Annotated in this window: 22 protein-coding genes; 2 read left to right on the top strand and 20 right to left on the bottom strand. The window is 45.6% G+C overall.

Going from position 1 to position 26,937, the window contains the following annotated elements; all coding sequences use genetic code 11:
- The first annotated feature begins 8 nt into the window (after positions 1 to 8).
- Positions 9 to 437: a DUF3995 domain-containing protein gene (locus AC1DM9_RS11855; RefSeq protein WP_477580120.1), complete on the top strand. Its 429-nt coding sequence runs from the start codon at positions 9 to 11 to the stop codon at positions 435 to 437.
- A gap of 55 nt (positions 438 to 492) precedes the next feature.
- Here the strand turns inward: AC1DM9_RS11855 and sigG are convergent, their stop codons facing one another.
- From sigG to spoIIGA, 3 genes are all read right to left on the bottom strand, one after another.
- Positions 493 to 1,275, bottom strand: a complete 783-nt coding sequence (sigG, locus tag AC1DM9_RS11850; protein ID WP_054027974.1) for an RNA polymerase sporulation sigma factor SigG — start codon at positions 1,273 to 1,275, stop codon at positions 493 to 495.
- A gap of 104 nt (positions 1,276 to 1,379) precedes the next feature.
- Positions 1,380 to 2,102, bottom strand: coding sequence for an RNA polymerase sporulation sigma factor SigE (gene sigE / locus AC1DM9_RS11845; RefSeq protein WP_054027973.1), 723 nt, complete (start codon positions 2,100 to 2,102; stop codon positions 1,380 to 1,382).
- A gap of 38 nt (positions 2,103 to 2,140) precedes the next feature.
- Positions 2,141 to 3,058, bottom strand: a complete 918-nt coding sequence (gene spoIIGA / locus AC1DM9_RS11840) for a sigma-E processing peptidase SpoIIGA (RefSeq protein ID WP_441909666.1) — start codon at positions 3,056 to 3,058, stop codon at positions 2,141 to 2,143.
- 508 nt (positions 3,059 to 3,566) lie between these two features.
- On the opposite strand from spoIIGA, the gene AC1DM9_RS11835 reads away from it, so the two are divergent.
- Positions 3,567 to 4,250 (top strand): DNA-binding response regulator, encoded by a 684-nt coding sequence (locus AC1DM9_RS11835; protein ID WP_477580118.1) that lies wholly within the window; start codon positions 3,567 to 3,569, stop codon positions 4,248 to 4,250.
- 868 nt (positions 4,251 to 5,118) lie between these two features.
- Here the strand turns inward: AC1DM9_RS11835 and ftsZ are convergent.
- From ftsZ to AC1DM9_RS11750, 17 genes are all read right to left on the bottom strand, one after another.
- On the bottom strand, positions 5,119 to 6,234 hold the full coding sequence (ftsZ, locus tag AC1DM9_RS11830; RefSeq protein WP_441882996.1) for a cell division protein FtsZ: 1,116 nt from the start codon (positions 6,232 to 6,234) through the stop codon (positions 5,119 to 5,121).
- A gap of 119 nt (positions 6,235 to 6,353) precedes the next feature.
- Positions 6,354 to 7,595 (bottom strand): cell division protein FtsA, encoded by a 1,242-nt coding sequence (gene ftsA / locus AC1DM9_RS11825; RefSeq protein ID WP_339208723.1) that lies wholly within the window; start codon positions 7,593 to 7,595, stop codon positions 6,354 to 6,356.
- 236 nt (positions 7,596 to 7,831) lie between these two features.
- Positions 7,832 to 8,584 carry a cell division protein FtsQ/DivIB gene (locus AC1DM9_RS11820; protein ID WP_339208722.1) on the bottom strand — a complete coding sequence of 251 codons (753 nt, stop codon included), beginning with the start codon at positions 8,582 to 8,584 and terminating at the stop codon, positions 7,832 to 7,834.
- 111 nt (positions 8,585 to 8,695) lie between these two features.
- Entirely contained in the window at positions 8,696 to 9,964 is a 1,269-nt protein-coding gene (gene murA, locus AC1DM9_RS11815; protein WP_076268162.1) for a UDP-N-acetylglucosamine 1-carboxyvinyltransferase, read from the bottom strand.
- Between the two features lie 15 nt (positions 9,965 to 9,979).
- Positions 9,980 to 10,885, bottom strand: a complete 906-nt coding sequence (gene murB, locus AC1DM9_RS11810) for a UDP-N-acetylmuramate dehydrogenase (protein ID WP_477580116.1) — start codon at positions 10,883 to 10,885, stop codon at positions 9,980 to 9,982.
- A 585-nt stretch (positions 10,886 to 11,470) separates the two neighbouring features.
- Positions 11,471 to 12,568 carry a stage V sporulation protein E gene (gene spoVE / locus AC1DM9_RS11805; protein ID WP_076268160.1) on the bottom strand — a complete coding sequence of 366 codons (1,098 nt, stop codon included), beginning with the start codon at positions 12,566 to 12,568 and terminating at the stop codon, positions 11,471 to 11,473.
- 46 nt (positions 12,569 to 12,614) lie between these two features.
- Positions 12,615 to 14,054, bottom strand: coding sequence for a UDP-N-acetylmuramoyl-L-alanine--D-glutamate ligase (murD, locus tag AC1DM9_RS11800; protein WP_477580114.1), 1,440 nt, complete (start codon positions 14,052 to 14,054; stop codon positions 12,615 to 12,617).
- A gap of 75 nt (positions 14,055 to 14,129) precedes the next feature.
- Positions 14,130 to 15,089, bottom strand: a complete 960-nt coding sequence (mraY, locus tag AC1DM9_RS11795) for a phospho-N-acetylmuramoyl-pentapeptide-transferase (protein WP_076268158.1) — start codon at positions 15,087 to 15,089, stop codon at positions 14,130 to 14,132.
- Positions 15,090 to 15,093: 4 nt separating this feature from the next.
- Complete coding sequence (locus tag AC1DM9_RS11790; protein ID WP_477580112.1) at positions 15,094 to 16,509, bottom strand: UDP-N-acetylmuramoyl-tripeptide--D-alanyl-D-alanine ligase; 1,416 nt, start codon at positions 16,507 to 16,509, stop codon at positions 15,094 to 15,096.
- On the bottom strand, positions 16,506 to 17,993 hold the full coding sequence (locus AC1DM9_RS11785; protein WP_477580159.1) for a UDP-N-acetylmuramoyl-L-alanyl-D-glutamate--2,6-diaminopimelate ligase: 1,488 nt from the start codon (positions 17,991 to 17,993) through the stop codon (positions 16,506 to 16,508). The genes AC1DM9_RS11790 and AC1DM9_RS11785 overlap by 4 nt, the downstream gene beginning before the upstream one ends.
- A 74-nt stretch (positions 17,994 to 18,067) precedes the next feature.
- Positions 18,068 to 20,008, bottom strand: a complete 1,941-nt coding sequence (locus tag AC1DM9_RS11780; RefSeq protein WP_339208717.1) for a stage V sporulation protein D — start codon at positions 20,006 to 20,008, stop codon at positions 18,068 to 18,070.
- Positions 20,009 to 20,145: 137 nt separating this feature from the next.
- Positions 20,146 to 22,395, bottom strand: coding sequence for a penicillin-binding transpeptidase domain-containing protein (locus tag AC1DM9_RS11775; protein WP_477580110.1), 2,250 nt, complete (start codon positions 22,393 to 22,395; stop codon positions 20,146 to 20,148).
- A 98-nt stretch (positions 22,396 to 22,493) separates the two neighbouring features.
- Positions 22,494 to 22,886 carry a cell division protein FtsL gene (ftsL, locus tag AC1DM9_RS11770; RefSeq protein ID WP_256710903.1) on the bottom strand — a complete coding sequence of 131 codons (393 nt, stop codon included), beginning with the start codon at positions 22,884 to 22,886 and terminating at the stop codon, positions 22,494 to 22,496.
- 23 nt (positions 22,887 to 22,909) lie between these two features.
- Positions 22,910 to 23,860: a 16S rRNA (cytosine(1402)-N(4))-methyltransferase RsmH gene (gene rsmH, locus AC1DM9_RS11765; RefSeq protein ID WP_179089802.1), complete on the bottom strand. Its 951-nt coding sequence runs from the start codon at positions 23,858 to 23,860 to the stop codon at positions 22,910 to 22,912.
- A 29-nt stretch (positions 23,861 to 23,889) separates the two neighbouring features.
- Positions 23,890 to 24,327 (bottom strand): division/cell wall cluster transcriptional repressor MraZ, encoded by a 438-nt coding sequence (mraZ, locus tag AC1DM9_RS11760; protein WP_076268151.1) that lies wholly within the window; start codon positions 24,325 to 24,327, stop codon positions 23,890 to 23,892.
- Between the two features lie 142 nt (positions 24,328 to 24,469).
- Entirely contained in the window at positions 24,470 to 25,480 is a 1,011-nt protein-coding gene (locus AC1DM9_RS11755; protein WP_477580108.1) for a DUF4349 domain-containing protein, read from the bottom strand.
- A gap of 175 nt (positions 25,481 to 25,655) precedes the next feature.
- On the bottom strand, positions 25,656 to 26,921 hold the full coding sequence (locus AC1DM9_RS11750) for an adenosylhomocysteinase (RefSeq protein WP_477580106.1): 1,266 nt from the start codon (positions 26,919 to 26,921) through the stop codon (positions 25,656 to 25,658).
- Positions 26,922 to 26,937: the final 16 nt, after the last annotated feature.

The raw sequence follows: 26,937 nt of genomic DNA, 5'->3' as shown, positions 1-26,937 counted from the left end.
GATATGTGATGCAATCGTTATTAGCAGCGCTCATTAGTGCGGTGTTGTTCGTCATCGGCGTGATACATGTATATTGGGTGTTAGGCGGTCGGCATGGAATCTCCATTGCTGTCCCGACAAAGAATTACACATCTCAGCCTCTTTTTAAACCTCGTCCAATTGGAACGGCAGCTGTTGCAGTACTTTTCTTTGCGGGCGCCGCATTCATTCTCATGTTTGCAGATATTATCCCTGTCATCGGACCAGCATCACTGCCCTCCATTGCAGCCTGGGCACTTGCTATTGTTTTTTTGGCTAGAGCAGTTGGTGAGTTTCGTGCAGTCGGGTTATTCAAAACGATTCGAAACACGCATTTTGCACGAATGGATACGTATGTTTACTCTCCGCTTTGTCTGATCATCAGTTTCCTATCTTTTTGGTTAATGATTATTGGTTAGTCCCCTTCAATAAATCACATAAACAAAAAAAACGGTGCCTCTCGGCACCGTTTTTTTATGTTTTTACATGCTTTTGCATTTGCTGAATAGCCGACTTTTCCAAACGAGATACCTGTGCCTGTGAAATGCCGATTTCATCGGCTACCTCCATTTGCGTCTTGCCTTCGAAAAAGCGCATCGACAAAATCATTTTTTCACGGTCGTTCAGCTTATGCATAGCTTCCCGAAGCGCGATTTCCTCGATCCACGATACATCTTTGTTTCGTTCGTCACTAATTTGGTCCATAACATAAATAGGATCGCCGCCGTCATGGTAGATCGGTTCAAACAATGAAACAGGATCTTGAATGGCGTCCAGTGCGAATACGACATCTTCCTTCGGAACATTTAAAGCTTCCGATATTTCAAAAATCGTCGGTTCGCGTGAATTTTTGTTCGTCAAGCTATCCCTAACTTGAAGCGCCTTGTAGGCAATGTCTCGCAAGCTGCGCGATACGCGTATAGGGTTGTTGTCACGCAAGTAACGGCGTATTTCCCCGATAATCATCGGTACGGCATAGGTGGAAAATTTGACATTTTGGCTAAGGTCGAAATTATCTATCGCCTTCATAAGTCCAATGCATCCGACCTGGAATAAGTCGTCTACAAACTCTCCCCTATTGTTAAACCGTTGTATAACGCTAAGCACTAGCCGCAGATTACCGTTAACTAATTTCTCTCTTGCTGCCCACTCATTACGGGTTTGTAATGCCGTAAACAATTCTCTCATTTCGACATTATTAAGGACAGGCAGTTTCGCGGTATCCACTCCACAGATCTCGACTTTATTTCGGGTCAACGTGATTACCTCCCAAGGAGAAACATTAATGTACATTATCTCCTCAGGAGTCCTTTTTATTCCTATTGCGACATCGTTCGACAACTGCAAGCAGGATGCGGGATCTAAACCATTTTGTTAAATTCTTTACGAAGTCTTTTAATAATTCGCTTCTCAAGGCGTGAAATATAGGACTGTGAAATGCCAAGAAGATCAGCAACATCCTTTTGTGTTTTTTCCTCGCCGTCGGCAAGACCGAAGCGAAGCTCCATAATAATCCGTTCACGCTCTGACAATTTATCAAGCGCTTTGTGAAGCAGCTTGCGATCTACCTGCTCTTCAATGTTACGGTAAATCGTATCATTCTCCGTTCCGAGAACATCCGATAGAAGCAGTTCATTTCCATCCCAGTCGATGTTAAGCGGTTCATCAAAGGACACTTCGGTGCGCGTCTTACTATTGCGGCGCAGGTACATCAATATTTCATTTTCAATACAACGCGAGGCGTAGGTGGCCAGCTTAATCTTTTTCTCAGGATCAAACGTGTTAACCGCCTTAATTAGACCGATCGCGCCGATTGATACGAGATCTTCAATATGAATGCCGGTATTCTCAAACTTACGAGCGATGTATACGACTAGCCTTAAATTACGTTCGATTAGCATTGCGCGAATAGCCGTATCGCCGGTAGGCAGTTTTTCCAGCAAATATTCTTCCTCTTCACGTGTTAGGGGAGGCGGTAATGCCTCACTGCCACCAATATAATAAATTTCTTCACTTTTTAATCCGAATAAAAACATGACACGATAATAATATAACTGAAGGATCAGTTTGTACTTGACGAGCATCTGGCCCATCCCTCCTCGTTTGTATGAGCATACGTTCGTTACTGTTGTACCATAGACGGATGGATAATGGCTCGATATGCCCCATCAGACGTTAACTTACCGCCGTCAAGCCCGATAAGCACCTTCCGCGTTTCAAAAACTTGTCCTTCCCTAGTAATTTCAACCGCATCCGGCTTTATCGCTAGCATGAACTGTGACCCTCGATTGACACCTCTGAATGGTACAAGACGAAGTCGATCTTGCCAAACAAAGGTGTGCTCATCCATTCCCGCTACAAGACGATCCACTTGTGCATCTCGTATGCTATTCAACCACGATTCAGGTAAATCATCTTGCCACAAGGATGCCTCCATTACCATGACCGGTGTCCGTGTAAGTGGATCATAAAGCTGATTGCCGGTGTCGATCAGGCCTATGCAGGTTTGTATACGTTCTCCAATCATAATTTTCACTTCTGCCAAATGAGTTTGCACCAGCTCCCTTTCTCTTTTTTGCGTCAATACGGCACGGTATATATACAATCCGATGCATAACGCAGCAATCAAATAAAACAATCCCATCTTAAGCTCCACACGCATGTTTCCGTTTACGAACATCATCGTTTTCCAAACCTCACGGGACCCTTGCATGAACAAATAATAAAGTCCAAGCACAGCTCCAGCAGCCACAAAGTTAACCGCATAAAACGCTGCAACATTCCTCATATAGTGCTGAATCGAGGCAAAGCCAAAAGCAATCCATAAAATCAATAACGACGTAGCAACCTTAACTGCAAATGTGAATAAAAAAGATAATTGTGGAAAAAGCATTAAAACGACATAACAAGCTCCGACAGCAGAAGCCAATAATACTCGCCAAGGCTTCGGTTTAAGATGACGTGCCCAAGCAGTAGTTAATAGAATAGCACCGTCAACGAGCAGCTCTCGCAAAAACATAACATCAACATAAACAGCCACTTCGGTCACCTTCCTGCAACTGGCGGTAAACGGCCTGCAGCCGGCACCCGGGAGAACGATTGACACTAGTATATTAAAATCCTATTTCAAAGTCTGTCTATTCATGACGGCATGACGTATCTTTTTTTGTCGAGTAGGAGTATAAAAAACGGCAAGTCTTTTATGTTTATTTTTGCAGAGGCTTATATCTTTAGCTCCTCCTATTTTGCTAACAGTTCATTAACCTAGGGCTGCTCCTGTGAGGGATCACTCCTATGTCAGGCTGAATCTACCTTTTTGTTTCTTTTTGAGGTTCCCGCCATCACTTGTCATTGCTAAAATAATTTTCGACTAATTAATCTGGCCGTTTTTTTTAAAAATACAAAAAAATTGGAATGGATACTTGTTCCACTTTGGCAATTAGATTATCATTCTAAATAGATAGAAGCAGTGAAGCACACCGCTTACTCGGGAGATCTTTCTCCCGCAGTATGCGGTTTTTTTTATTTTCCGGAGGAGGATGATAACTTTGTCGTTTCAATCGGTATATGAATGTTGGCTGGTACATCATCTGAAAAAAAGTAGTGGAGAAAATAGACGGAGGCTGGAGCAAGGACATGGACACGCTGAAAAATTATTTTTAGAAAAGGTATGGTATCCTGCCTTCCATCAACTTGACGGACTTATTCCAGAGTTTGAGATTGCTGATTTTCGAGACGGCACTCGTTTTTTAGACTTTGCATATTTAAAATCAGGCTTGCGGCTAGCGATCGAAATCGATGGATTTCGCACTCATTCCTCAGAAACCACTCGCTGGCAGTTTTCAGATTCATTAATGCGTCAAAACCACCTTGTGCTCGACGGCTGGAAAATATTACGTTTTTCCTATGATGACCTAAAAGAAAAACCGCGAATGTGCCAACAGCTTCTCCAGCAATTTATGGGTAGGAGCTTGATTGGCAATAAACAAGATACAAGCGCTGATGCATTCTTGCAGTTGGAAGTATTACGTTATGCTTCTCAACTACAGCATCCTATCCGGCCCACTGACGTTATCGATCTTCTGAAAATCAAAAAACGCGAAGCTCAAAAACTGCTTCATCGTATGGTTCTCAATCAAGCCTTGTTGCCCGCAGGAAATGGCACCCAGAGAATTCGATGCTACAAAGTAAACCAAGAGCAGCTGCATACTTTATTATTTACCTCACTTTAACAAGCACATTAGAGGGTTGTTAGCATTTACGATATGCAGCTTCTCACCCTTGCTCATTCACCAAGCATTGATTGTAAGAACATATAGGCGCTTATTGGTAGCAAACTAAGGCTTCTCTCATGCTGTAAGAACCTATACGTGCTTACAGAGGCTTATCTACCTTGCTCATTCGCAGCAAACTAAGGCTTCTTTCATGCTGTAAGAACCTATACGTGCTTACAGTGACTTATCTAGCTTGCTCATTCGCAAATAGTAGGCTGTAAGAACGTATAGGTGCTTATTGGCAGCTAACTATGGTTTCTTTCTTGCTGTAAGAACCTATACGTGCTTACAGAGGCTTCTCTACCTTGCTCATTCACCAAGCATCAGTTGTAAGAACATATAGGTGCTTATTGGCTAGCTAACCATGGTTTCTTTCATGCTGTAAGAACCTATACGTGTTTACAGAGGCTTACCTACCTTGATCATTCGCAAACAGTAGGCTGTAAGAACGTATAGGCGCTTATTGGCAACTAACCATGGTTTCTTTTATGCTGTAAGAACCTATTTGTTCTTACAGGGCCTTATTTACCTTGCTCATTCGCAAATAGTAGGCTTTAAGAACGTATAGGCGCTTATTGGCAGCTAACCATGGTTTCTTTCTTGCTGTAAGAACCTATGTGTTCTTACAACGGCTTATCTACCTTGCTCATTCGCTAATCGTTGGCAAAAAGAACATATAGGTGCTCATTAGCAGCAAAATGAATTTTTCTTCATGCTGTAAGTGCATATGCGTGCTTACAGCTGCTTCTCCCCTTTTCTCGATCAACTTACAATCAAACAAATAAAAAAAGCCTCACCATAATGGCGAGGCTTAGTACAAAAAGTTTTAGCGATCGTTGCGAGGGCGATTGCGCAAAAATGCTGGAATTTCAAGCTGATCGCTTGAAGTGTTGTTAGCTCCAAAAGGCTTAACTGCATTGGAGCTGCCCTGTTGCCTTGTATCAACCGCTTCTGGCTGCTGTTGTGGAACACGACGAGCAGCTGGTGACTTGTGCTCGAAGCCCGTTGCTATAACGGTTACTTTAATTTCGTCCTTCAGATCTTCATCGATGATCGCACCAAAGATCATATTCACATCTGGATCAGATGCTGAAATGACGATTTCAGCTGCTTCATTCACTTCATAGAGTGAAAGGTTGCTGCCGCCAGTAATGTTCATAATAACGCCACGAGCGCCGTCAATTGACGTTTCAAGCAGCGGGCTCATAATCGCTTTTCTCGCTGCTTCAGCAGCACGGTTCTCGCCAGTAGCAATACCGATACCCATCAAAGCGGAGCCGCGTTCTGTCATAATTGTTTTTACGTCTGCAAAGTCAAGGTTGATTAGGCCTGGTACTTGAATAAGGTCAGAGATGCCTTGAACGGCTTGACGGAGTACGTTATCCGCTTCACGGAAAGCTTCCAGCATTGGTGTCTTTTTATCTACAATCTCAAGCAAACGGTCATTAGGAATGACGATAAGCGTATCTACTTTTTCTTTAAGTGCTTCAATCCCAAGCTCAGCTTGTCCAGCACGCTTACGTCCTTCAAAGGTAAAAGGCCGAGTAACAACCCCTACAGTGAGTGCGCCGCATTCGCGAGCGATTTCGGCAATAACCGGAGCTGCTCCCGTTCCCGTACCGCCGCCCATTCCTGCTGTCACGAATACCATGTCCGAGCCTTTAAGCTGGTTCATAATAATTTCGCGAGATTCCTCTGCAGCCTTGCTGCCTACATCAGGATTGGCACCCGCACCAAGTCCACGCGTCAGCTTATCGCCGATTTGCAGCTTATGCTCGGATTTAGCCAAATGCAGCGCCTGAGCGTCGGTGTTTACCGTAATAAACTCCACGCCTTTAACACCATTTTCTATCATTCGGTTAACGGCATTGCTACCGCCACCGCCAACACCTATTACTTTTATTTGAGCAAGCTGCTCAAGCTCAAAGTCGAATTCCAACATCTTTCATTTTCCCCCAGTCAAGCGTAAACTGCTGATAACATCTATGAGACGGCACAGCAACGTTTCGCAGTAAAATATAAGTATCGTATATAAGGTGAAACTTATATTATCTTAAATCCTCAAATAAATTCATTAAACATACTTTTAATCCGCTCGAACATACCGGGTTTAGTAGAAGGTGTTGGACTTGCTTTGCGGCTTGCCGTTTTCTTCACTGCTCCAGTTCCGCGAGCTCCCATATATTTTGACACATATTGAATCATGCCAACGCCGCTGCTATACGCCGGGTCTCTTACACCAATATAATCAGGGAGTGCAATTCGGACGGAAGACTCAAGCTCTGCCTGGGCCAAAGCGAGTGTTCCTGGCATCGATACAGTGCCACCGGTCAACACATAACCGTTAACCTTGTCTCCATAACCAAGTCGACGTACCTCTTGTCGAACTAAATGGAAAATCTCTTGCATGCGAGGCTCAATAATACTAGCAAGATCAACCTGTGAAAACTCTTTTTCCACATTGCTGCCCATTCGTGCTACTTTAAACTTCACATCTTCAGCTGCATCCAATACATTAGAACAGCCATATTTAAGTTTGATTTTCTCAGCTTGCTCACTTTGCGTGCGCAAACCATAAGCTATATCATTTGTTACATATTCGCCACCAATTGGAAGCGTTGACGTAGCAGCTAGGCCGCCTTGATCATAAATGGCAATCGTACATGATCCTGCTCCTATGTCAGTAAGAACAGTCCCTATCGATTTCTCATCTTTGGTGAGCGAAACCACGCCTGAAGCGAGTGATAACAAAATGACACCAGAAATACGAAGGCCTGCTTTCTCTACACAACGCATAAGGTTATGTATAGCAGTCTTCGTCCCCGTGACGATCGTCGCCTCAACCTCAAGGCGAACGCCAATCATACCGCGCGGATCGGAAATACCTTCCAAGCCGTCTACTAGATACTGCTTTGGAACCAAGTTAATGATTTCACGCTCTGGAGGGAGCGCCACTACTTTAGCAGCTTGTAATACTCGTTCAATATCTTCTTCACCAATTTCACGGTCCTCATTGGATACTGCAACGACGCCTCTATTGGTTTGCAAAGCAATATGATTGCCTTGAATACCAACATATACGTCTGATATTTGAATGCCTACCATGCGCTCCGCATGCTCTACGGCATTACGGATCGATTGCACAGTCTGGTCAATATCTACTATTGCTCCTTTGCGAATACCCTCTGAGTCGGCAGATCCAACTCCAATAATATTAATGGCTCCATTATTCACTTCACCAATAATAGCACGAACTTTGGATGTACCGATGTCCAAACTGACGATGATGTCGTTGCTGCTCATCTTGCGGCACCTCCGTTTCAAATAATTAATTATTTTACCACATGTTAAGGTCTTCCTACATATTCAACGCTTTTATTATTTTCCCTCTTTTTTCAACAAATTTTTCGTTGTTTCTCGCTTTGTGTCGAGCACCGCCCCTTGCGATTCTCTATATTTCCTATGTTTATCCAGCTTAATCGAGTATTAATGCATAAATAAAATTCTACCATTCTTTCAGACTATTGAGTAGTATAATTTTACTCAGAATCTATATTTTCTGGACTCTCACTTACGAAAGGCACATATGTATCCGCCAGAAGCATCGTGATCTTACCTGGCTCTTGAGTCTCGATTACTGCATTCAACGCTTCAATCTTCTCTGGAAGAACCGACACCGCTGTTACTACTTCAAATTTAGTGCGAGTGTACATCAGAATCCGATCGGGATAAGCGGTTGACGGAAATGGTAAAATCTCAGACAGGTCGGAGAGCTGCTTCGTCGATATTTTTGCAAGCTGCTTCGTGAGCTGTGCTTTTACGGGATCTCCATCTGCCCAGCCTGACAATACAGGCTTGTCCACAAGCTGCATTTCATCGCTGTCAGCCTCAACTGTCGTTCCATTTGTCAATAACGCTGTCATTTCCCCTTGCTTGGAAAGCTCGAATGCAACAACAGGAAACTCCTCTACATGAATCTTCACCACACCTGGAAATACCTTCGTAACCTTAGCCCCTTTAATTTGTGGCAATGTGACAATTCTATCTTCTATAGTAGAAGACGAAGTTCGAAAAAAAGCATCGCCAACCAAAATAGCAGCTGCCTTGCCTATTTCTTCTCTGGTTACGAATCTAGTTCCTTCAATTTGGATTTCTGATATTTTGCTAATAGAGGAATTAAAAAATAATACAGCCAAAAGCGCCACAAACAATAATATAAGTATGGTCAACAGCTTCCGACTGCCCATTCTTTTTTTCGGTGGTTCCTTAAGTACTGGCATCTGTGCACTCATAACTTGTCCCTTCTTTCCCCAAAAAACATCCGGTTAACCTCTCCGCGTCAGCCTTCGCTTAGCATCAAAAGGGTACCGGCTGTTTCTATCTTGCAGCTCATGCGCATAGTATTAGTTATTAGGCACTGGCGAATAACGCGAAATCCGCGCACCCAGCCTAGACAGCATCGTTTCGATTTTTTCGTAGCCTCGATCGATGTGATGAATTTGCTCAACGACCGTCCTTCCTTGCGCTGCTAAACCAGCTATGACAAGGGCGGCACCCGCTCTCAAATCCGTTGCTTCCACCGTCGCTCCATAAAGCCTTGGCACGCCGCGAATGAATGCCGCATTCATGTCTACGCGAATGTCTGCACCCATACGTGACAGTTCATCCACATGCTTTAATCTGCCTTCAAAAATCGTTTCTTTTAATACGCTCACACCATCTGCAAGCGTAAGAAGTACCATAACCTGAGACTGCAAATCGGTAGGAAAAGCCGGGTATGGAGAGGTTACGATTCTTTCAACCGCTCTAGGCCTTGTTGCACTGCCAACTTTAATTATATCATCGTCGACAACAATTTGAACACCTGCCCGGCGCAGAACATGAATCAAGGAAGATAAATGGGCTGGCTGCGTATTTTGGAGCGTGACTTGACCGCGTGTTGCAGCGGCGGCTACCATGATGGTCCCTGCTACAATACGATCCGGAATCACTTTATAACGACAAGGTGTTAGCGACTGTACCCCATCTATCGTTATCGTGTCGGTTCCGGCTCCCATTATTTTAGCGCCCATTGCATTTAAAAAGCCTTGCAAGTCTTGAATTTCCGGTTCCCTTGCAGCATTGCTTATTGTGGTTCGGCCTTCTGCCAAAGCAGCGGCCATCATAATATTTTCTGTTGCGCCGACACTTGGAAAGCTTAAGTGAATATCCGCTCCCCTTAGTTTCTCGGCACGGCATATGATCCGGTTACCCAATTCTTCTATTTCTGCACCCAGAGCCTGAAGACCTTCTAAATGAAGATCAATTTTCCGCTCACCGATTGCACATCCACCTGGTTGATAAACCTGAGTTTCCCCAAATCTAGCAAGCAAAGGCCCCATTAAAAAAATAGAAGATCGCATCTGTCTCATTAACGATTCCGGCACGTGGGATGTATGTGCAGTCTCAGTGTCCAGCACCACAGTTCCTCCCGTATGCTCGGCGCGGCATCCTAATTCGCGCAAAATGTTCAGCATGACATCGATATCTAGCAAATCAGGCACATGATCTATCGTTGTTGTGCCTTCGGCCAATAGACTGGCAGCCAGAATCGGCAAAGCGGCATTTTTCGCTCCTTGGATAACTATGGTTCCTGAGAGAGGTTTCCCACCTTCAATCACCAATTTGTCCAATGTATCACCTCCGAATTACCGCTCACCCACCACCAATACTTCCGGCACCAACAGGATGCCATAGCGGTCCTGAACAGTGCTTTTTATATGAGTCATGAGGGCGAGAACGTCTTCAGCTGTTGCTTGCCCGGTATTCACAATAAAATTGGCGTGCTGCTTCGATACTTGCGCTCCTCCGAGGCTTTCACCCTTTAATCCAGCCTCTTGAATGAGTCTAGCGGCATAATCATTAGGCGGATTGCGAAATACGCTGCCTGCACAGGCAAGCTGCAAAGGCTGCGTTCTCAATCTTCTCTCTTTGTAGGAGGCCATCCTAGCGAGTACTTCCTGCCTATCCCCTTCTGCCAGCTCAAAGGCAGCTTCAATGACAATGCCCTTTTGCTCGTGAAGTATGGAATGGCGGTAAGCGAAGTTCATAGCCTCACGATCGTAGCGAACCAATTCTCCTGTTTCCAGTACAATATCAGCTGACTTAAAAATACGTGACACATCTGATCCATGCGCGCCAGCATTCATATAAACGGCTCCGCCTACCGTACCTGGGATTCCCCCCGCGAATTCAAGTCCGGTCAGACCTTGTTTCCCAGCCATGACTGATAGCTTAATGAAAGAATATGAAGCACCGGCTATTGCTGTCGATCCTTCAAAACGCAAGTAATCGAGCCCTCTGTGCGGTTTTATTACAACGCCGCGAATCCCTTTATCACTTACCAGCATGTTCGAGCCTCTGCCTAAATTAGTCCAGGGTATTTGATGTTTTTGCACCAAACGTACCGCCGATACCAATTCATCTTTGCTACTAGGGAGGATTAAGATATCAGCGAGACCGCCGATTTTCCAAGTTGTATAGTTCGATAGCGGTTCGTTGTACAAAACTTCGCCAAGATTAGCTTGTTCCAATTCCGCTTTAAAAGCTTCCATTCGTTGAACCTCCCTAAGGTTTTGCGTAGCAAAACCTACTTCGTAAGCAAATGCTTAGGTTTTGCGCAGCAAAACCTACTTCGTAAGCAATCGCTTCGGTTTTGCGCAGCAAAACCTACTTCGTAAGCAAATGCTTCGGTTTTGCGCAGCAAAGCATACTCCTTAAGCACATGCCTAGCTGTGTAAGAAGAAAAAGAAATTCCCCTTCAGCAGTCTGAATCGCTGCTGCCGGTTTTTCTGTTGTAATCACCGCTCCTTTCGGGTGACGGTCACGAATATAGTGTATCTTATGCCCATATAGGCTCTTGTGTGACAATGGCCTATATCGAGCCAACTGGCTCACTGATTGGTCTGTGCAGCAGACCAGAACTCAAAGCTGGTTGCCGCTTTAGCGAATTGACTGTTTCTTTCAAATAAAAGTGTATTCAATATCTCATCATATTAAATGAGCAAATTTTCCTGTAAACAACAATATCCGGCTTGGATAGTTGCAGCTGCTGTTATGCAACCTGCAGCTATCCAAGCCGGACGTTTATTGTTTTTTTCTACTAAGCAGCTGCTGGTTAATGCCCTAGGCATGAAGCCTCACCTCGAATAACGAGATATGTTCAACAAAATCCCCAGTGCAGTTAAGAGAAGCGTTAGGGATGAACCCCCGTAGCTAACAAGCGGCAGCGTAATTCCCGTAACGGGCATCATGCCAATGACGACACCAATATTAATCAATACTTGTACACCGATAATGCCTGTGATGCCGACTGCCAGCAAGCTCCCGAATGTATCCGTAGCTGCAATAGCAGCGCGTATCCCCCGCCAGATGACAACTAGAAATAATAGTATAAGAGTAACTCCGCCGATGAAGCCAAGCTCTTCCGCTAAAATCGAGAATATAAAATCGGTTTGCGGCTCAGGCAAATAACTAAACTTCTGTCGGCTCATACCTAGACCGAGCCCAACGAGTCCACCTGGTCCGATCGCATATAAGGATTGAATAATTTGATAGCCGCCTCCGAGCGGGTCTGCCCATGGATCAAGAAAATTCGTTATTCGCTTTAATCGATATGGCGCAGCGATGATAAGGCCAACAAAACCTGCGACACCGATGAGCGCCAAGCCGCCTAAATGAGATAATCTAGCGCCAGCTGTAAAAATCAGAATTAAAGAGGCGCCAACCATCACCGCTCCAGTACCTAGATCAGGCTGCAGCATAATGAGTCCGAAGGCTAGTCCAACAAGCCCTAGCGGCGGCATAAGCCCTTTTGTGAACTGCGTAATCGTTTGCTGCTTCTCAGAGAGCCATTTTGCTAAAAATAATATCATCGCCAGCTTCATAAATTCAGAAGGCTGAATACCGAAGGAGCTAATGCCAAGCCAGCTGCGTGCGCCGCCGCGAACGACGCCGACACCAGGGATCAGCACGAGCAGAAGAAGGCCGAAGCAAACCAATAATGCCATTGGCGCCCACTTTTTCCAAACCGTATAATGCGTATTCATTGTAAACAACAACGCGCCTATACCGAGTCCAGCAAATAGCACCTGACGCTTTACATAGTAAAAACGATCACCGAATTCATGAAAAGCAAGCACTGCGCTAGCGCTGTACACCATAATCAACCCGATAGCGAGAATGAGCCCAATTGCAGTCAGCATCCAAATATCCGGGGCAGAACGCGCTTTGGCCATAGCGAACACACCTCTTAGCATGGGAAAGTAGGGACATGCCCCCTACTTACAAGGTATGCGCCGAATCTTTAAAAATGCGCCCTCTATGCTCATACGATGTAAACATATCCCAGCTTGCGCATGCAGGCGACAATAAAACAATATCACCTGGCTCTGCAATAGCTGCAGCTTGTTTCACCGCCTGCTGAAGGACGGACTCGGCGTCCTCACTAGGTTCGACGATTTCCACCTTAGCTAAACCTGCTAGCTCTGCTACACGGGAGAGCTTTTCTCTCGTTTCGCCTAAAGCAACAAGACCCTTTAAGCGGTCGCGGAATAATGGAACAAGCTCCATATAGTCAGAGCCGCGGTCAAGTCCTCCAGCCACTAGAACGATCGGTGCGGATAACGAGCGAACGGACATCATCGTTGCAACCGGGTTTGTCGCTTTCGAATCATTATAATATTTGACACCATTCACTTCACGGACGAACTCCAGACGGTGCTCCACGCCTCTAAACAACTGCAGCGGTTCTACAAGACGCTCTGGCGCAACTCCAGCAGCCAAACACGCCGCAATGGCAGCAAGCGCGTTAGCGGCGTTGTGGCGGCCTGGTATGCCTAGCTCTGAAACTGGTAAAATGTTAATTTCCGAGTCCTCAGACTGGCGGAATACAATTTGTCTATCCACAGCGGCTTCATCATTTTGTGCGTCACCGTTGTCCCGCTCATATGGCGGATCAATGTAAATGCCCGCATCCAGTCGCTCATATATAGAGAAAGGCAGCAGCTGTGCGATAAGAAACTCCGAAAGCGCGCGGCATTCCGGGTCATCCCAGTTGACAACAGCAACATCATCTTCCGTTTGGTTATCAAAAAGTTTTGCTTTTGAATTGACGTAGTCATCCATATCGCCGTGATAATCCAAATGCGTCTCTGCAATGTTAAGCAATAACGCAATATGCGGACGGAACTCGCTTGTTCCTTTCAATTGAAAGCTGCTTAGCTCAGCAACGATCCATTGATCGGGCGTCGCTTCCAAGGCTGCTTCGCATAGAGGACGACCGATATTGCCTGCCACGATGGGATTCAAGCCAGCTGCGCTTAATATTTCGCCGATCCAAGTCGTCGTTGTTGTTTTGCCGTTTGAGCCTGTAATGCCTATTATCGGTGCAGGAGAAAGCCAATAAGCAGCTTCTACCTCCGTAATGACCTCAACGCCAAGCTCCTCCGCCCTCTGCACTGGAGGTGACGTATATGGGATACCAGGGTTTTTGATAAGGAGCGCTGTTTCTTCTGTAATTAGGTCATCTGGATGATAACCGCATAGCACAGAAATGCCCAAAGCAGTCAATTCGTCCGCTTCGGGGCATAATTCACGTTCCTTCATGTCGTTCACTACAACTTCTGCGCCTAATTGATGAAATACTTTTGCGACGCTTACCCCGCTTCTAGCCAAGCCTAAGACAACAACTCGGCGGCCTTCATAAGATGCCGGATGATTCATAACTGACAGTCCCTTCTATGTATGCATAAAGCGGCTCTTAATCAAATAAAAGCCGCTTTTTCGTAAGCTTTATCTCTATAGTATAACAAATAGTAAACCAATTGCTGCAAACACGATACCTACAAACCAAAACACAGTAACAACCTTCCATTCGGACCAACCAACGAGCTCGAAATGATGGTGAATGGGACTCATTTTGAAAATACGCTTCCCTCTAAGCTTGAAGGAGCCTACCTGTAATATAACAGAAAGCATCTCAAGTACAAAAACACCGCCGATTACGATAAGGAGCAGCTCTGTTTTGGTCAAAATAGCGACTGCTGCAATACCGCCTCCTATGCCTAGCGAGCCCATATCTCCCATAAACACTTTTGCTGGATGTGCGTTGAATACTAGAAAACCTAAAACTGCGCCTACCATAGCTGCCGAGAATACTGCTGATTCATGAGCTGACGTTTGTAGAGCAACTACAGTAAAGGCACCAAATGCGATGGCACTCGTCCCAGCCAGCAGACCGTCAAGACCATCGGTGAAATTAACTGAATTGCTTGCTGCAAAAAGAATGATGACGACAAGCGGATAATAAAACCAGCCTAAATCAATTCCCCAGCCTGTACCAGGCACGGATATTTCGGTGCTGTGCCCCATATTATAGAGCATTGCACACACAATTATAGAAAATAGAAGTTGACCAAAAAGCTTTTGTCTTGCCGTTAGTCCCAAAGAACGTTTAAATACAATTTTGATGTAATCATCCAAAAAGCCGACAAGACCAAATCCAAGCGATGCGGTCAGCAGCACCCAAAATTCAGCCGTTTTATCAGAAAACTTCAGGAACGCGATCATTAGAGCAACCATAATGATAATGCCGCCCATCGTTGGCGTACCGCTTTTTTTCAAATGGCTTTGCGGACCTTCCATACGAATCTGCTGCCCAAACTTTAAGCGGCGGAGCACTGGAATGAACAATGGTCCGAGTAGAACCGCTAGCAGGAATGAAGCGCCAATCGAAAATAAAATGACCATCATATCCATTTCCTCACCCCACTTCCAATGCTTGGACAATCTGTTCCATCTGCATGCCGCGTGAACCTTTTATGAGCACGATGTCCGTTGGCTGCATTTGCTCCCTCAGCCACAGCGTCAGCTCATTTTTATCTTCGAAATGTTTAATCACATCATTCGCGCCTGCGTTAGGAAATTGCGATTTCACGCCCTCAGCAATATGTTTTGCCAAAGGTCCGAAGGTAAGAACCGCATCCGCCTTGCTTGGCGTTATATATGCACCTACTTCAAAATGAAGCGTCTGCTCCTCTGGCCCGAGCTCAAGCATATCGCCAAGCACGATCCATTTGCGGCTATAGCCGTCCAGTTGCTCTACCAGATCAATCGCCGCACGAACGGCAGTCGGATTGGCATTATAAGCATCGTTCAATAACATAGTGCCATTAAACGCGCGAACAGGCTGAATGCGCATGCCCGTCAGCTTAAGATGGCTTAGACCTTCAACAATTTTTGCAGCTGGAACTCCGAAGAAGCGGCCAATCGCTATTGCAGCGAGCGCATTGCTGACATTATGCTGCCCTGGAACAGGAATTCGAACAGTTCCGAGGCCACTGGCAGTTCCATTATAAATAGCTGTAAAGGTCGTCGCTTCCGATTCAATGCTGATGTCAGATGCTGACCATTCATTCTGCTTCGATAACCCAAATGTACGGCGAACGATGCCTGCTGGAAGTATTGAACACTCAAGCTCTGCTTCAAGAAGTGGTTCATCGCCATTGTATAGCAGTAAACCATCCTCGCTGAGCCCGAGCGCTATTTCAAGCTTCGCCTTCGCAATACCGGCTCTTGAGCCAAGCTGGAGCATATGCGCGTCGCCGATATTTGTAATAATAGCGGCATCAGGCTGTGCGATCTTCGTCAGCAGCTCGATCTCGCCGAAGCCGCTCATTCCCATCTCGAGCACGGCTACTTCCGTGTCCTCTTCAAGCCTCAGCACCGTCAGAGGCAAGCCGATGTGATTGTTCAAATTGCCTTCAGTCTTATGCACTTTATAAGTTGTGCCAAGAATAGCAGCTGCCATATCCTTTGTCGTTGTTTTGCCATTGCTGCCTGTAATGCCAACAACACGAGTGACAAGTTCACTGCGATAAGCTGTTGCAAGGCGCTGCAATGCAACCAGCGTATCCCCAACAATAAGAAGCGGCACTCCCTCAAGAGATGCTGGAACCTCGCGGCCTTTCTGCCAAAGCGCAGCAACCGCTCCATTTGCAATAGCTTGCTCCAAATAGGCATGCCCGTCAAAATGCTCGCCTACGATCGGAACGAACAACTGGCCCGCAGCAGCTTGCCGCGAGTCAGTTGTTACTCCTGTTATGTTAAGCTCTGCATGATTTCCATTCCATCTAGCGCCGCTCATTTCGGCAATTTGTTTAATAGTACGTTTAATCACTGTATGATTCCCCTTATCGCTGCTTTCGCTACTTTTCGATCGTCAAATGGATATTTGACTCCGTTAATATCTTGGTAGGTTTCATGACCTTTCCCCGCAATCAATACTACATCGCCGAGGCTTGCCATTTCAACCGCTTTTTCAATTGCTTCCTTGCGATCAACGATTAATTTATAAAATGAAGGATCAACCCTGCTGCTTATTAATCCAGCTTCAATATCCTTTAATATAGACTCAGGCGGCTCCGAACGTGGGTTATCCGATGTTATGATAGCGTAATCCGCGTATTTCACTGCTATATTCCCCATTAGCGGCCGCTTGGAGCGATCACGGTCACCGCCGCAGCCAAATACACAAATAATTCGATTTTCTGCAAATTGTTGAATAGCTCTGAGTACATTTTCAAGCCCATCCGGCGTGTGGGCATAATCTACAATTACGGCAAAATCTTGACCCGCATTAACCGCTTCAACCCGTCCGGGTACTCCGGGAATTTTGCTTAGACTGTGTGCAATCGCCTCTAGTTCCACGCCTTCAAGAAGCACAGCGCTTATAGCGGCAAGCGCGTTGTATACGTTGAACTTCCCAGCCATTTGCAATGTTATGTCCTGCTCGCCTCTGAATGTGTCAACATGAAAGGTCGTACCCTGTGCAGTTATTCGAATATTCGTTGCCCGAACGTCTGCCTCTTTATCAATTGCATAAGTGATGACTTCTGCCGCTGTGAGCTCGGCATATTCTGCGGATAAAGCATCGTCTGCATTAAGAACCGCATAAGATCTTTCGTTTTCCGTAGATGCATACACATTGCCAAGTCGCGAGAAGAACAATCCCTTTACCGCAGCGTATCGACTCATCGTTTCATGATAATCCAAGTGGTCCTGCGTCAAATTAGTAAATACTGCCGTTCGGAATCTGCAGCCCTTCACCCGGCCTTGCTCGAGAGCATGGGAGGACACTTCAATTGCACAATATTGCGTGCCCGCATCACGCATCTCCCCGAGATAGCTTTGAAGCTGCAGCGTTTGAGGCGTCGTACTGGTCATAGGGAACGATTTTCCCGCATAACGACGTTCAATCGTACCGATCACACCGGTAGGCTTACTCTGGTCATTTAGGATTTGCTCAATTAAATAAGTTGTTGTCGTCTTGCCATTCGTCCCCGTTACACCGATAAGCTTCAAGGTTTGACTAGGCTGTCTATAATAATAATTAGCAATTACAGCCATGGCAAGGCGGCAATCTCTTACAATAATTTGCGGCACCAACAGGTCCAGCTTTCGTTCTGCTATTAGCGCTGCTGCTCCGGCGGCAACCGCCTCCGAAGCAAACGCGTGACCATCAACGGTATGGCCTCTCAAGCAAATAAACAATTGCCCTTCAATTACGCTTCGTGAATCCGTCTCAATGCCAGTCAGTTCCGTTTCCCCATCGCCTATCAGCCGTGAGGCTATAAGCAATTCCGCAACATCCTTTAATCGCATCTGCCCAGCTCCTCCCTTATGCGCCGGCGGACAAACTTCCCCGCCTGCTGCACCCTCGTTAACTACCATTATAGTCAATGCGAGTGGGATATATTATCTTCTTCGCCCAAATAGATCCGAATCGTTGATCCGCGATCTACACGGGTTCCAGCAGCTGGAGCTTGGCGTATGACCGTTTTCCCAGAACCTGCGGAAGTCAGATTGAAATTCATATTCATATCCTCATACAAATCCGACACCGTCTTGCCAATCAAGTTCGGAACTGTAACAATAGGTGTTTCTCCATACTTATAAATACGGTCGATCTGCTTCTCACGAGCCGGAACTTCCAGAATGGTGAGCGCGTCCTCCAACATATTGCGAACGATTGGCGCTGCAACGACTCCGCCGAACTGAATCCCTTGCGGATTATCAACCGCTACATAAATAACGATCTTCGGATCATCTGCCGGGGCAAAGCCAACAAAAGATACAATATGCTCATTAGGGGAATAACGTCCGTTAATAACCTTTTGAGCAGTACCCGTCTTGCCGCCTACGCGATACCCGTCAATAAAGGCATTGCGGCCTGTTCCTTTGGCTACGACGCTCTCAAGCGCTTCACGCACCTGCTTGGACGTTTCCTCCGAAATAACCTTCCTAACTGCAACCGATTCTACCGTTTCTACAGTCGCTCCCGTCTCCGGGTTTATCCATGCTTTTGCTACATGGGGTTTATACAGCGTTCCGCCGTTAATTGCTGCGGATACAGCCGTTATTTGCTGAATTGGTGTAACGGAGACCCCTTGGCCAAAGGCCGTAGTGGCAAGTTCCACCGGACCGACCTGACTAAGCTTGAATAAGATCCCATTTTCCTCGCCGCCAATATCGATGCCCGTCTTCGTCCCGAAGCCAAAGTTCTTAATGTAATCAAATAGTTTGTCCTTGCCCAGCCTCTGACCAAGCGTTACAAACCCCGGGTTACAGGAGTTTTCAACCACTTCAAGGAAAGTCTGACTGCCATGTCCGCCCTTTTTCCAGCAGCGAAGTCTAGCACCGCCCACCTCAATAGCGCCTGGATCAAAAAAACGCTCGTTTTTCAAATCAACCTTTTTTTCCTCAAGAGCTGCAGCAAGCGTAATTATTTTAAAGGTAGAGCCTGGCTCGTATGTCATCCAAATAGGAAGATTTCGATTATAAACCTCAGTTGGAACCTCTCGATACTTGTCTGGCTCGTAAGTAGGTCTGCTCGCCATGCCTAAAATTTCACCGTTATTCGGATCCATCGCAATCGCGATTATACCATTTGGCTGTAAATTCGTCATCGCTTGATCAAGCTCACGTTCCATAACCGTCTGAATTTGCTTATCGATCGTAAGCTGCATCGTAAGCCCGTCCTTAGGTTCCACGTAGGTGTCCGAAGAATTAGGCATTTGTCTGCCTGCTGCATCTGACAAGAAGGATACGCTGCCTCCGATACCGCTTAACTCTGTATTATATTTTGCTTCTACACCGGTTAAGCCTTGATTGTCGATCCCCGTAAAACCTAGCACATGCGCTGCTAAACTGCCGAAGGGATAAAATCGTTTGTTGTCTTCAGCTACAACGATGCCATCAAGACCCAGCTCTCGTATTTGTTCAGCTTTATCAATCGTAATTTTTCGCCCGCCTGGGCCAAGCTTAACGATCAGCGCTCGTGTTTTAATTTTTTTATAGAGCGTTTCTTGCGACATGTCGAGCAAAGGGGCAAGTGCTGCTGCTGCAGCCTGTTGATCCTTGATTTGGACAGGAATCGCATACACGGTAGGTGAGCTTACGTTGTAGGCGAGCTGAATACCGTTGCGATCAACGATTTCACCTCGCTTGGCTACGTATGGGATGTTGCGTCTCCATGAATCCTCTGCTTTATCCGCCAGCTGCTCACCTTGCCATAGTTGTACAAAGCTAAGTCTCACACATAATGCTAGGAATGACACCCCAGCAAGTATGAGCACGATAAATAAACGTCGTCTAACCGTTACATTAGATACCTTCATCGCTTGTTCCCCCTCCGCTTGACCGTTTCGAAAGGAGCGCTCAATTGCGCTCATTCCCAGATTATTCGGGACAAGCGGATGATAGAACAAGCTTTAAGCAACATCATATTAGATCCCTTAATAATTCGATATATGGATCACTCAGGAGCAGCGTTACCATTACTGCTTGTATTGGAATTAGCAGCCTGATCCCCATTTGAAGTTGTCTGACCCTCGGAGGTTCCACCGTTGGTGCCAGCTTCATCTTCTTTTCCAGCCTCACTACCCTTATCGCCGCCTTCTGCCGCATCAGGGTTTGTTTCCGCATTGCCGGATTGGCCTTCTTTACCTGTCGGAGGAGCAAGTACAACTTTGAGCACTCTTACTTTATTCAAAGTCTCTTCCTTCTGAGACACAACAAACCCTTGCCCCTCCGGAATGAGCCGAATGCCGATAAGAGAGGTTAATTCAAGAGCATCCCGCAGGGAAACCCCAGTCAGATCAGGGATAGCCAGCTTTTCACGCTGCTCCGTTATTAAATATATTCGCTGTGTCGGGTGTACGGCTGAACCGGGAGCAGGTATTTGCTGCAGCACGGTTTTACCATTTCCGATCAAATCAAATGTCATGGCCTTCGCTGTTAATTCTGCTTTCGCTTGTTGAACTTTAAACTCTGTTAAATCTGGTACCGTTATTGTCGCTTCCTTCTTCGAGTTTGCAGAACCAGCCGGATAGTTAGGAGCTACTCCCATTTTACGCAAGCTTTTGAGAACGATTTGTTTAAAAGCTGGAGCAGCGATCTTTCCCCCGGAAGCAAAAGTAGTATTCGGCTCATCTACGACGACATAAACGACGATTTTCGGATTATCAACCGGCGCATAGCCAATAAATGAAACAACATATTTGGAATCAGAATAGCCGCTTTTTCCATTTACCGTAGTAACCTTTTGAGCGGTTCCTGTTTTACCTGCTACTCGGTAACCCTCGATATAAGCGTTTTTACCGGACCCCTTATCCTGATCCGATACAACCTGCTCCAAATACTCACCGACTTTTTTAGAGGTTTCCTCTGAGATCACTTGGCGAACCATCTTCGGTTCGAAAGTCGTCGTCGTTTTGGTCGACGGATCTGTCATGCTTTTTACGATTTGTGGTTGAAACAGCTTTCCGCCGTTAGCTACTGCTGCGACAGCTGCAACCTGTTGTATAGGCGTAACCGTAACTACCCCTTGTCCAAAGGTAGCATTCGCAATCTCACTCGGGTATTTAAAGTTAATCGTACCGCTTAGCTCATTCCCAAGCTTAATGCCTGTTTTTTGCCCAAATCCAAAATTCGTGTAATATTCTCTCAGCTTCTGTTCCCCTAATCTCTCATAACCAAGCTTGACGAAGGCAACGTTACTTGAATATTTCAAGCCATCCAAAAATGAAATGGTTCCCCATCCCTCACGCTTAATATCACGGATTGGATTAGGTACACCTTTCAGTTTGATTTGACCTGATTTGTATAATTCATCTGGATTAAACAAACCTTCTTCAACCGCTGAAGCCAGCGTTACAATTTTGAAGGTTGAGCCGGGCTCATATAAAGATTTAATCGCATGATTGTAAGAGTTCGAGTTGTTTTTCCAATATTCATTCGGATTATATTGCGGCATGTTTGCCATCGCCAAAATTTCCATCGTATTTGGATCAGCCGCAATCGCTGTAGCGCTCTTAGGAGAATAGGTTTTCATAATTTCCTGCAGCGCTTCCTCTACATAATGCTGAATTTCGTTATCGATCGTCAGCTGTACATATTGACCGTCTTTGGCTGGCTTGTAGTCTACTTCACCCTCCGTGAGCTGAACGCGTTTTCCGTCCTTCTCATACTTGATATAGCCGTCCTCACCAGATAGCTGCTCATTGAATGAAGCTTCAACGCCAGTCATGGCGACTCCCTCTTTATCCAAATAACCGACAAGCTGTGCAGCTAGAGAATTTTTAGGATAATACCGTTTTAAATTTTCTTGCAAATCGATGCCGACGCTATATACCTCCTTTTCTTTGGCTAAATCTTCACGGAACTGTTTAATTTTATCGGCATGTGCTTTGTCAATTTGCCAGCCTCCGCTACGCACCTCCCGATATACAAAGTAATTCCCGTCCTCTTTTTTAGCAGTTACATTTTTCCGGAGCTCTTCCTTAGAAGTGCCAAGGATGTCATGCAAACCATTTATAATTTCTTCTGTAAGTTCCTGATCGTTAATCAGCTTCGGATTTAACGTCACATTATAAGCGATCGTATCCATTGCCAGAACACTCCCGTTACGATCGGCGATCGTGCCCCGCTTGGCCAGCATCTTTTCTTCTGTTGACCATCTTTCTTTTGCAAGTCCATACCATTTGGCGCCTTCTACTACTTGCACAATATAAATTCGGCTTATTAAAACAAGAAAAAGGAGGGTCATTACCCCTCCAAACAATAGTGTCCGCAATCTAATTCTTTTTTTCATCATCGCTCACCCTATTCACTCATTGCTGATTTTATCGCGTCGTCACCTGTATTTACGGTAATTCCACTCTCAATAGAGCTAACCATCCCTTGGGTCTCTGCAAGCTTGCGTATACGTTCTGAATCACTGAGCATCTCTACTTGTTTCTTCAAGTCTTCCATCTCTACATTCATCGTCTGGTATTCGCTATTCAACTTTTTAATTTCGAGGCTCATGTCATAGATTTGCGCGTAGCGTAAAATAATGACACCAGCAACTACAACGCACATTAATACAGTAAACATATACAACAACTTCTCCTGAACCGGTAAGGATTTACGAGTTTTAACAAGCCGCTTCGTTTCCTTGATAACCGGTTGCTGATCCTGCTTTCGCTTAGGCTGCAGCGCTAAATTGCCATTCACATACGCCAATTCAAATCCCCCTCTTACAATTTTTCTGCAACTCTAAGCTTGGCCGACCTTGCACGCGGGTTGAGCTCTAGCTCTCTCTCTGAAGGTACGATCGGCTTACGATTGACTAATTTCACTTTCCCAGCATTGCCGCATACACATAACGGAAAATCGGGCGGGCATGTACATTTCTCCACAAACTTTGCAAACAATTGCTTGCAAATACGATCCTCAAGCGAATGAAAAGTGATCACCGATGCTCTGCCGCCAGGGGCTAAACAGCGAATCGTTTGTTCCAAAGCTTCTTCTTCCGCTCCCAGCTCATCGTTTACTGCGATACGAAGCGCTTGGAAGGAGCGTTTGGCGGGATGTCCGCCTGTGCGCCTAGTTGCAGCAGGAATCGATATTTTTATCAATTCAGCTAATTCACCAGTCTTCTCAATTGGCGCCTTTTCTCTTGCCTTCACAATATTTCTAGCGATGGACCGAGCGAATTTCTCTTCACCATAACGATCCAAAATGCGGGATATATCACGTTCGTCCCAAGTATTGACGATTTCATGAGCGGTTAGATCACCCTCGCGATCCATGCGCATGTCGAGCGGGGCATCATGGTTATAGCTGAAGCCGCGCTCAGCTTCGTCTAACTGCGGACTGGATACGCCAAGGTCGAACAATATGCCATCGACTTGCGGAACGCCATCCAGCATAGGAACGTTGCAATTTCTAAGCTCCTGCTCCAAATCGCGGAAGTTGCTTCTTACGAGTGTAACCTTATCTAAATAAGGAGCAAGCCTAACACGAGCATTTTCCAGCGCCCAGTCATCCTGATCGAAAGCGATTAACCGTCCTCCTTCGCCTAACCGGGAGGCTATTAATTCGCTGTGACCTGCACCCCCAAGCGTACAATCGACGTAGATGCCATCTGGCTTTATAGCCAAACCGTCAACCGCTTCTTCTAAAAGTACTGTAATATGCTGAAACACGCCTAAGCCCTCCATTCTTGTTGTCTATTCTAGAAGTTGAAATCGAAATCAACGAGCTTTTCGGCGATTTCGTTAAAGGTTTGTTCGGATTGTTCGTAATAACCGTCCCAAGTCTGCTTGCTCCAAATTTCCACGCGACTAGAAACGCCGAGCACCATGCAATCCTTGTCCAGCTTCGCATATTCACGAAGATGGCTAGGTATATTTACCCTTCCCTGTTTATCCAGCTCACATTCGGTTGCTCCGGAAAAGAAAAACCGGGTAAATGCTCGCGCATCTGATTTCATAAGAGGCAATGTTTTCAGCTTTTGCTCCAAAACGGTCCACTCACTCATGGGATATACGAATAAGCAATTATCTAATCCACGGGTTGCAATAAACGAGGCTCCAAGCGATTCGCGGAATTTCGAAGGTATGATGATTCGGCCTTTCTCATCAATGCTATGTTGATATTCACCCATAAACATGACTTTGAACCACCCCTTCCCCTATTTCCACCACTTTGCCCCACTTTTCCCCACCTAGTAACAGTAGTTCGCCACCTAAAATAAAAATCCTGCTCAGTGAGCAGGATTTTCTAAAATATTTCACACTATTAAAGATTATTAATCATTCCAGCGTTGGCGGCTGCTCTTCTTCAGGCTTGGATGGCTTCGGCGCCGTCTCTTTCCTTCTTCGATAGAACCAAATGATTGGGATTGAAATAACAGCCAATATAGCTAATACAGGCAATGCACCTGCTAAAATAACTAACAATAGATTGATGGCATCCCAAACTACTTTTGTGCTGTTAACTAGCGCGTCCGACATCCTGCCACCTAAATGTGGTTTTTCCATACTTTTATTTTTTAGTGTTTGATTCGTTTGGTACATACGCAGCTCCACCGTCGAGAAAGCTACATTATTATCCAGATAGCGAACTCTTCCTTTGATTCGTTCAATTTCCTCCTGCACCCCTGAGAGCTGCTGTGAAAACTTTAACAGATCATCAGCCTTTGTCGCTTTATCCATCATGGTGAGCAGTCTAGCTTCAACAAGCTGCTTCGCTTTCAGCCTGGATTCAAGATCCACATATTCCTCAGATACGTCCTTGCCGCCGATATTGCGTTCAAATTCATTATGTTTAATTTGCTCAATCCGATCAATGAACGACATAAACCCTGCAGCAGGAACTTTAATCGTATAGCTTGATCCGATTTCTCCCTCGTGCTTCGTATCTTGAAATTGCAAAAGATAACCGCCGCTTTGATGAATGGCATTGCGCAGCGAGGTTGCTGCAGAAGCTAAATCGTCCACCTGCATACTTAAATTAGCGGTATAAATAATTTTCTGGTTGAATCCATCCGTGCCGATGGCCAGCTGAGCATCAATTCCCCCGCCAGATGCTTTGCTCTCGCCCGATCCCTCAGCTGGAGCCTCTTCCGCTTTAGCAGCATTGTCATTCAAGGTATAGCTCATCTCAGTTTCTACGTTTCTAGAAGCTGTTGTTGATAACAACTGTTCAGAAGCCGAGTTTTTAGAGCTGCTCGTATCCCCATCTGAGGAAGCGCATCCAACAAGCAGAACAACCAGAGATACAATTGAAATAAATGCAAATATCCCTTTTTTATGTCTATACATGAAAATACCCCCTTGCTTTTATTTACCTCTAGACGCAATTTGGGAATAAAAGGTTACAACTTTGTCCATCAAAACCCAACATCCGCCGGATCTAATCATCGGTGTAAATGAATCAATTGCTTCTTTTATCTCCACATAAAAAAAAGCCGCGATTGCTCGCGGCTTCTTCAATGCTTTATTCTGTTTCTTTCCAGCTGTCCAAATATGCCGATTGCTCCGCTGTCAGCTGATCAATGCCAAAGCCTAGAGATTGCAGCTTCAGTCTCGCTACCTGCTCATCGAGCTCATAAGGAACATTGACTACTTTGCTGCCAATTGCTTTGTACTGCTCATTTACATATTTTAGTGCAACAGCTTGCAATGCAAACGTCATATCCATAATTTCTGCAGGATGACCGTCGCCAGCAGCCAAATTAACAAGACGGCCTTCTGCCAACAAGTAAATGCTGCGTCCATCCTCCAGCTTATATTCTTCAATGTTGCGGCGAACGGTCCGTACACTTGAAGATAATGCTGCAAGTTCTGGTTTGTTTGCTTCGACGTCAAAGTGACCTGCGTTGGAAATGATCGCCCCGTCCTTCATCACCTTGTAGTGCTCTCCGCGAATAACATCGCGATTCCCGGTAACCGTTACGAAAAACTCACCAACCTTAGCCGCTTCGATCATCGGCATTACCGCGAAACCGTCCATATAAGCTTCGACCGCTTTAATCGCATCGATCTCAGTTACGACAACATTTGCGCCAAGACCTTTCGCACGCATGGCTACACCTTTTCCGCACCAGCCATAACCGACAACAACGACGGTCTTGCCCGCTACCATCAAATTCGTTGTGCGATTAATACCGTCCCATACGGATTGCCCAGTACCATAGCGGTTATCAAAAAGATGCTTGCAATATGCATCGTTAACAGCGACCATAGGGAATTTCAGTGAACCGTCTTTCTCCATCGCTTTCAATCGAATAATGCCAGTCGTCGTTTCTTCCGCGCCGCCGCGCAGATTCTCGCCAAACTCTGGATGCTCCGAATTTAGAATCGTTGCAAGATCGCCGCCATCATCAATGATAAGATCAGGCTTCCACTCCAGCGCTTTAATATTAAGTGCCTTAAATTCCTCAGCACTTGGATTATATTTGGCAAATACAGTAATGCCATCCTCAACGAGAGCGGCACAAACATCATCTTGTGTTGATAGCGGGTTGCTGCCTGTTATAGTAACTTCAGCACCGCCCGCCTTAACAACCTTAGCCAAATAAGCGGTTTTCGCTTCCAAATGAAGAGCGATTGTAACTTTCAGTCCTTTAAAAGGCTGTTCCTTTTCAAATTGCTCGCGAATCGTATTCAATACCGGCATATGCGCAGCTACCCAATCAATTTTCAAACGGCCTTCAGGTGCCAATGATAGATCGGCTACGATGCTTTTATTTGCTGTACTCATTCCATTTGCCTCCTTA

The organism is Paenibacillus sp. 01T431 (assembly GCF_056398625.1).
Note: the sequence above shows the minus strand (reverse complement) of the source record. Positions and strands in the feature narration are given on the sequence as shown.

Bases quoted from the DNA above. Each gene is read 5' to 3' on its own strand.
- ftsA (WP_339208723.1), bottom strand. From the start codon at position 7,595: ATGAGCAGCAACGACATCATCGTCAGTTTGGACATCGGTACATCCAAA.
- AC1DM9_RS11785 (WP_477580159.1), bottom strand. From the start codon at position 17,993: ATGCGATTAAAGGATGTTGCGGAATTGCTTATAGCCTCACGGCTGATA.
- AC1DM9_RS11750 (WP_477580106.1), bottom strand. From the start codon at position 26,921: ATGAGTACAGCAAATAAAAGCATCGTAGCCGATCTATCATTGGCACCT.
- murD (WP_477580114.1), bottom strand. From the start codon at position 14,054: ATGAATCATCCGGCATCTTATGAAGGCCGCCGAGTTGTTGTCTTAGGC.
- AC1DM9_RS11855 (WP_477580120.1), top strand. From the start codon at position 9: ATGCAATCGTTATTAGCAGCGCTCATTAGTGCGGTGTTGTTCGTCATC.
- AC1DM9_RS11820 (WP_339208722.1), bottom strand. From the start codon at position 8,584: ATGAGTGCACAGATGCCAGTACTTAAGGAACCACCGAAAAAAAGAATG.
- spoVE (WP_076268160.1), bottom strand. From the start codon at position 12,568: ATGGCCAAAGCGCGTTCTGCCCCGGATATTTGGATGCTGACTGCAATT.
- mraY (WP_076268158.1), bottom strand. From the start codon at position 15,089: ATGGATATGATGGTCATTTTATTTTCGATTGGCGCTTCATTCCTGCTA.
- sigE (WP_054027973.1), bottom strand. From the start codon at position 2,102: ATGCTCGTCAAGTACAAACTGATCCTTCAGTTATATTATTATCGTGTC.
- AC1DM9_RS11755 (WP_477580108.1), bottom strand. From the start codon at position 25,480: ATGTATAGACATAAAAAAGGGATATTTGCATTTATTTCAATTGTATCT.
- ftsZ (WP_441882996.1), bottom strand. From the start codon at position 6,234: ATGTTGGAATTCGACTTTGAGCTTGAGCAGCTTGCTCAAATAAAAGTA.
- mraZ (WP_076268151.1), bottom strand. From the start codon at position 24,327: ATGTTTATGGGTGAATATCAACATAGCATTGATGAGAAAGGCCGAATC.
- AC1DM9_RS11780 (WP_339208717.1), bottom strand. From the start codon at position 20,008: ATGAAGGTATCTAATGTAACGGTTAGACGACGTTTATTTATCGTGCTC.
- murB (WP_477580116.1), bottom strand. From the start codon at position 10,885: ATGGAAGCTTTTAAAGCGGAATTGGAACAAGCTAATCTTGGCGAAGTT.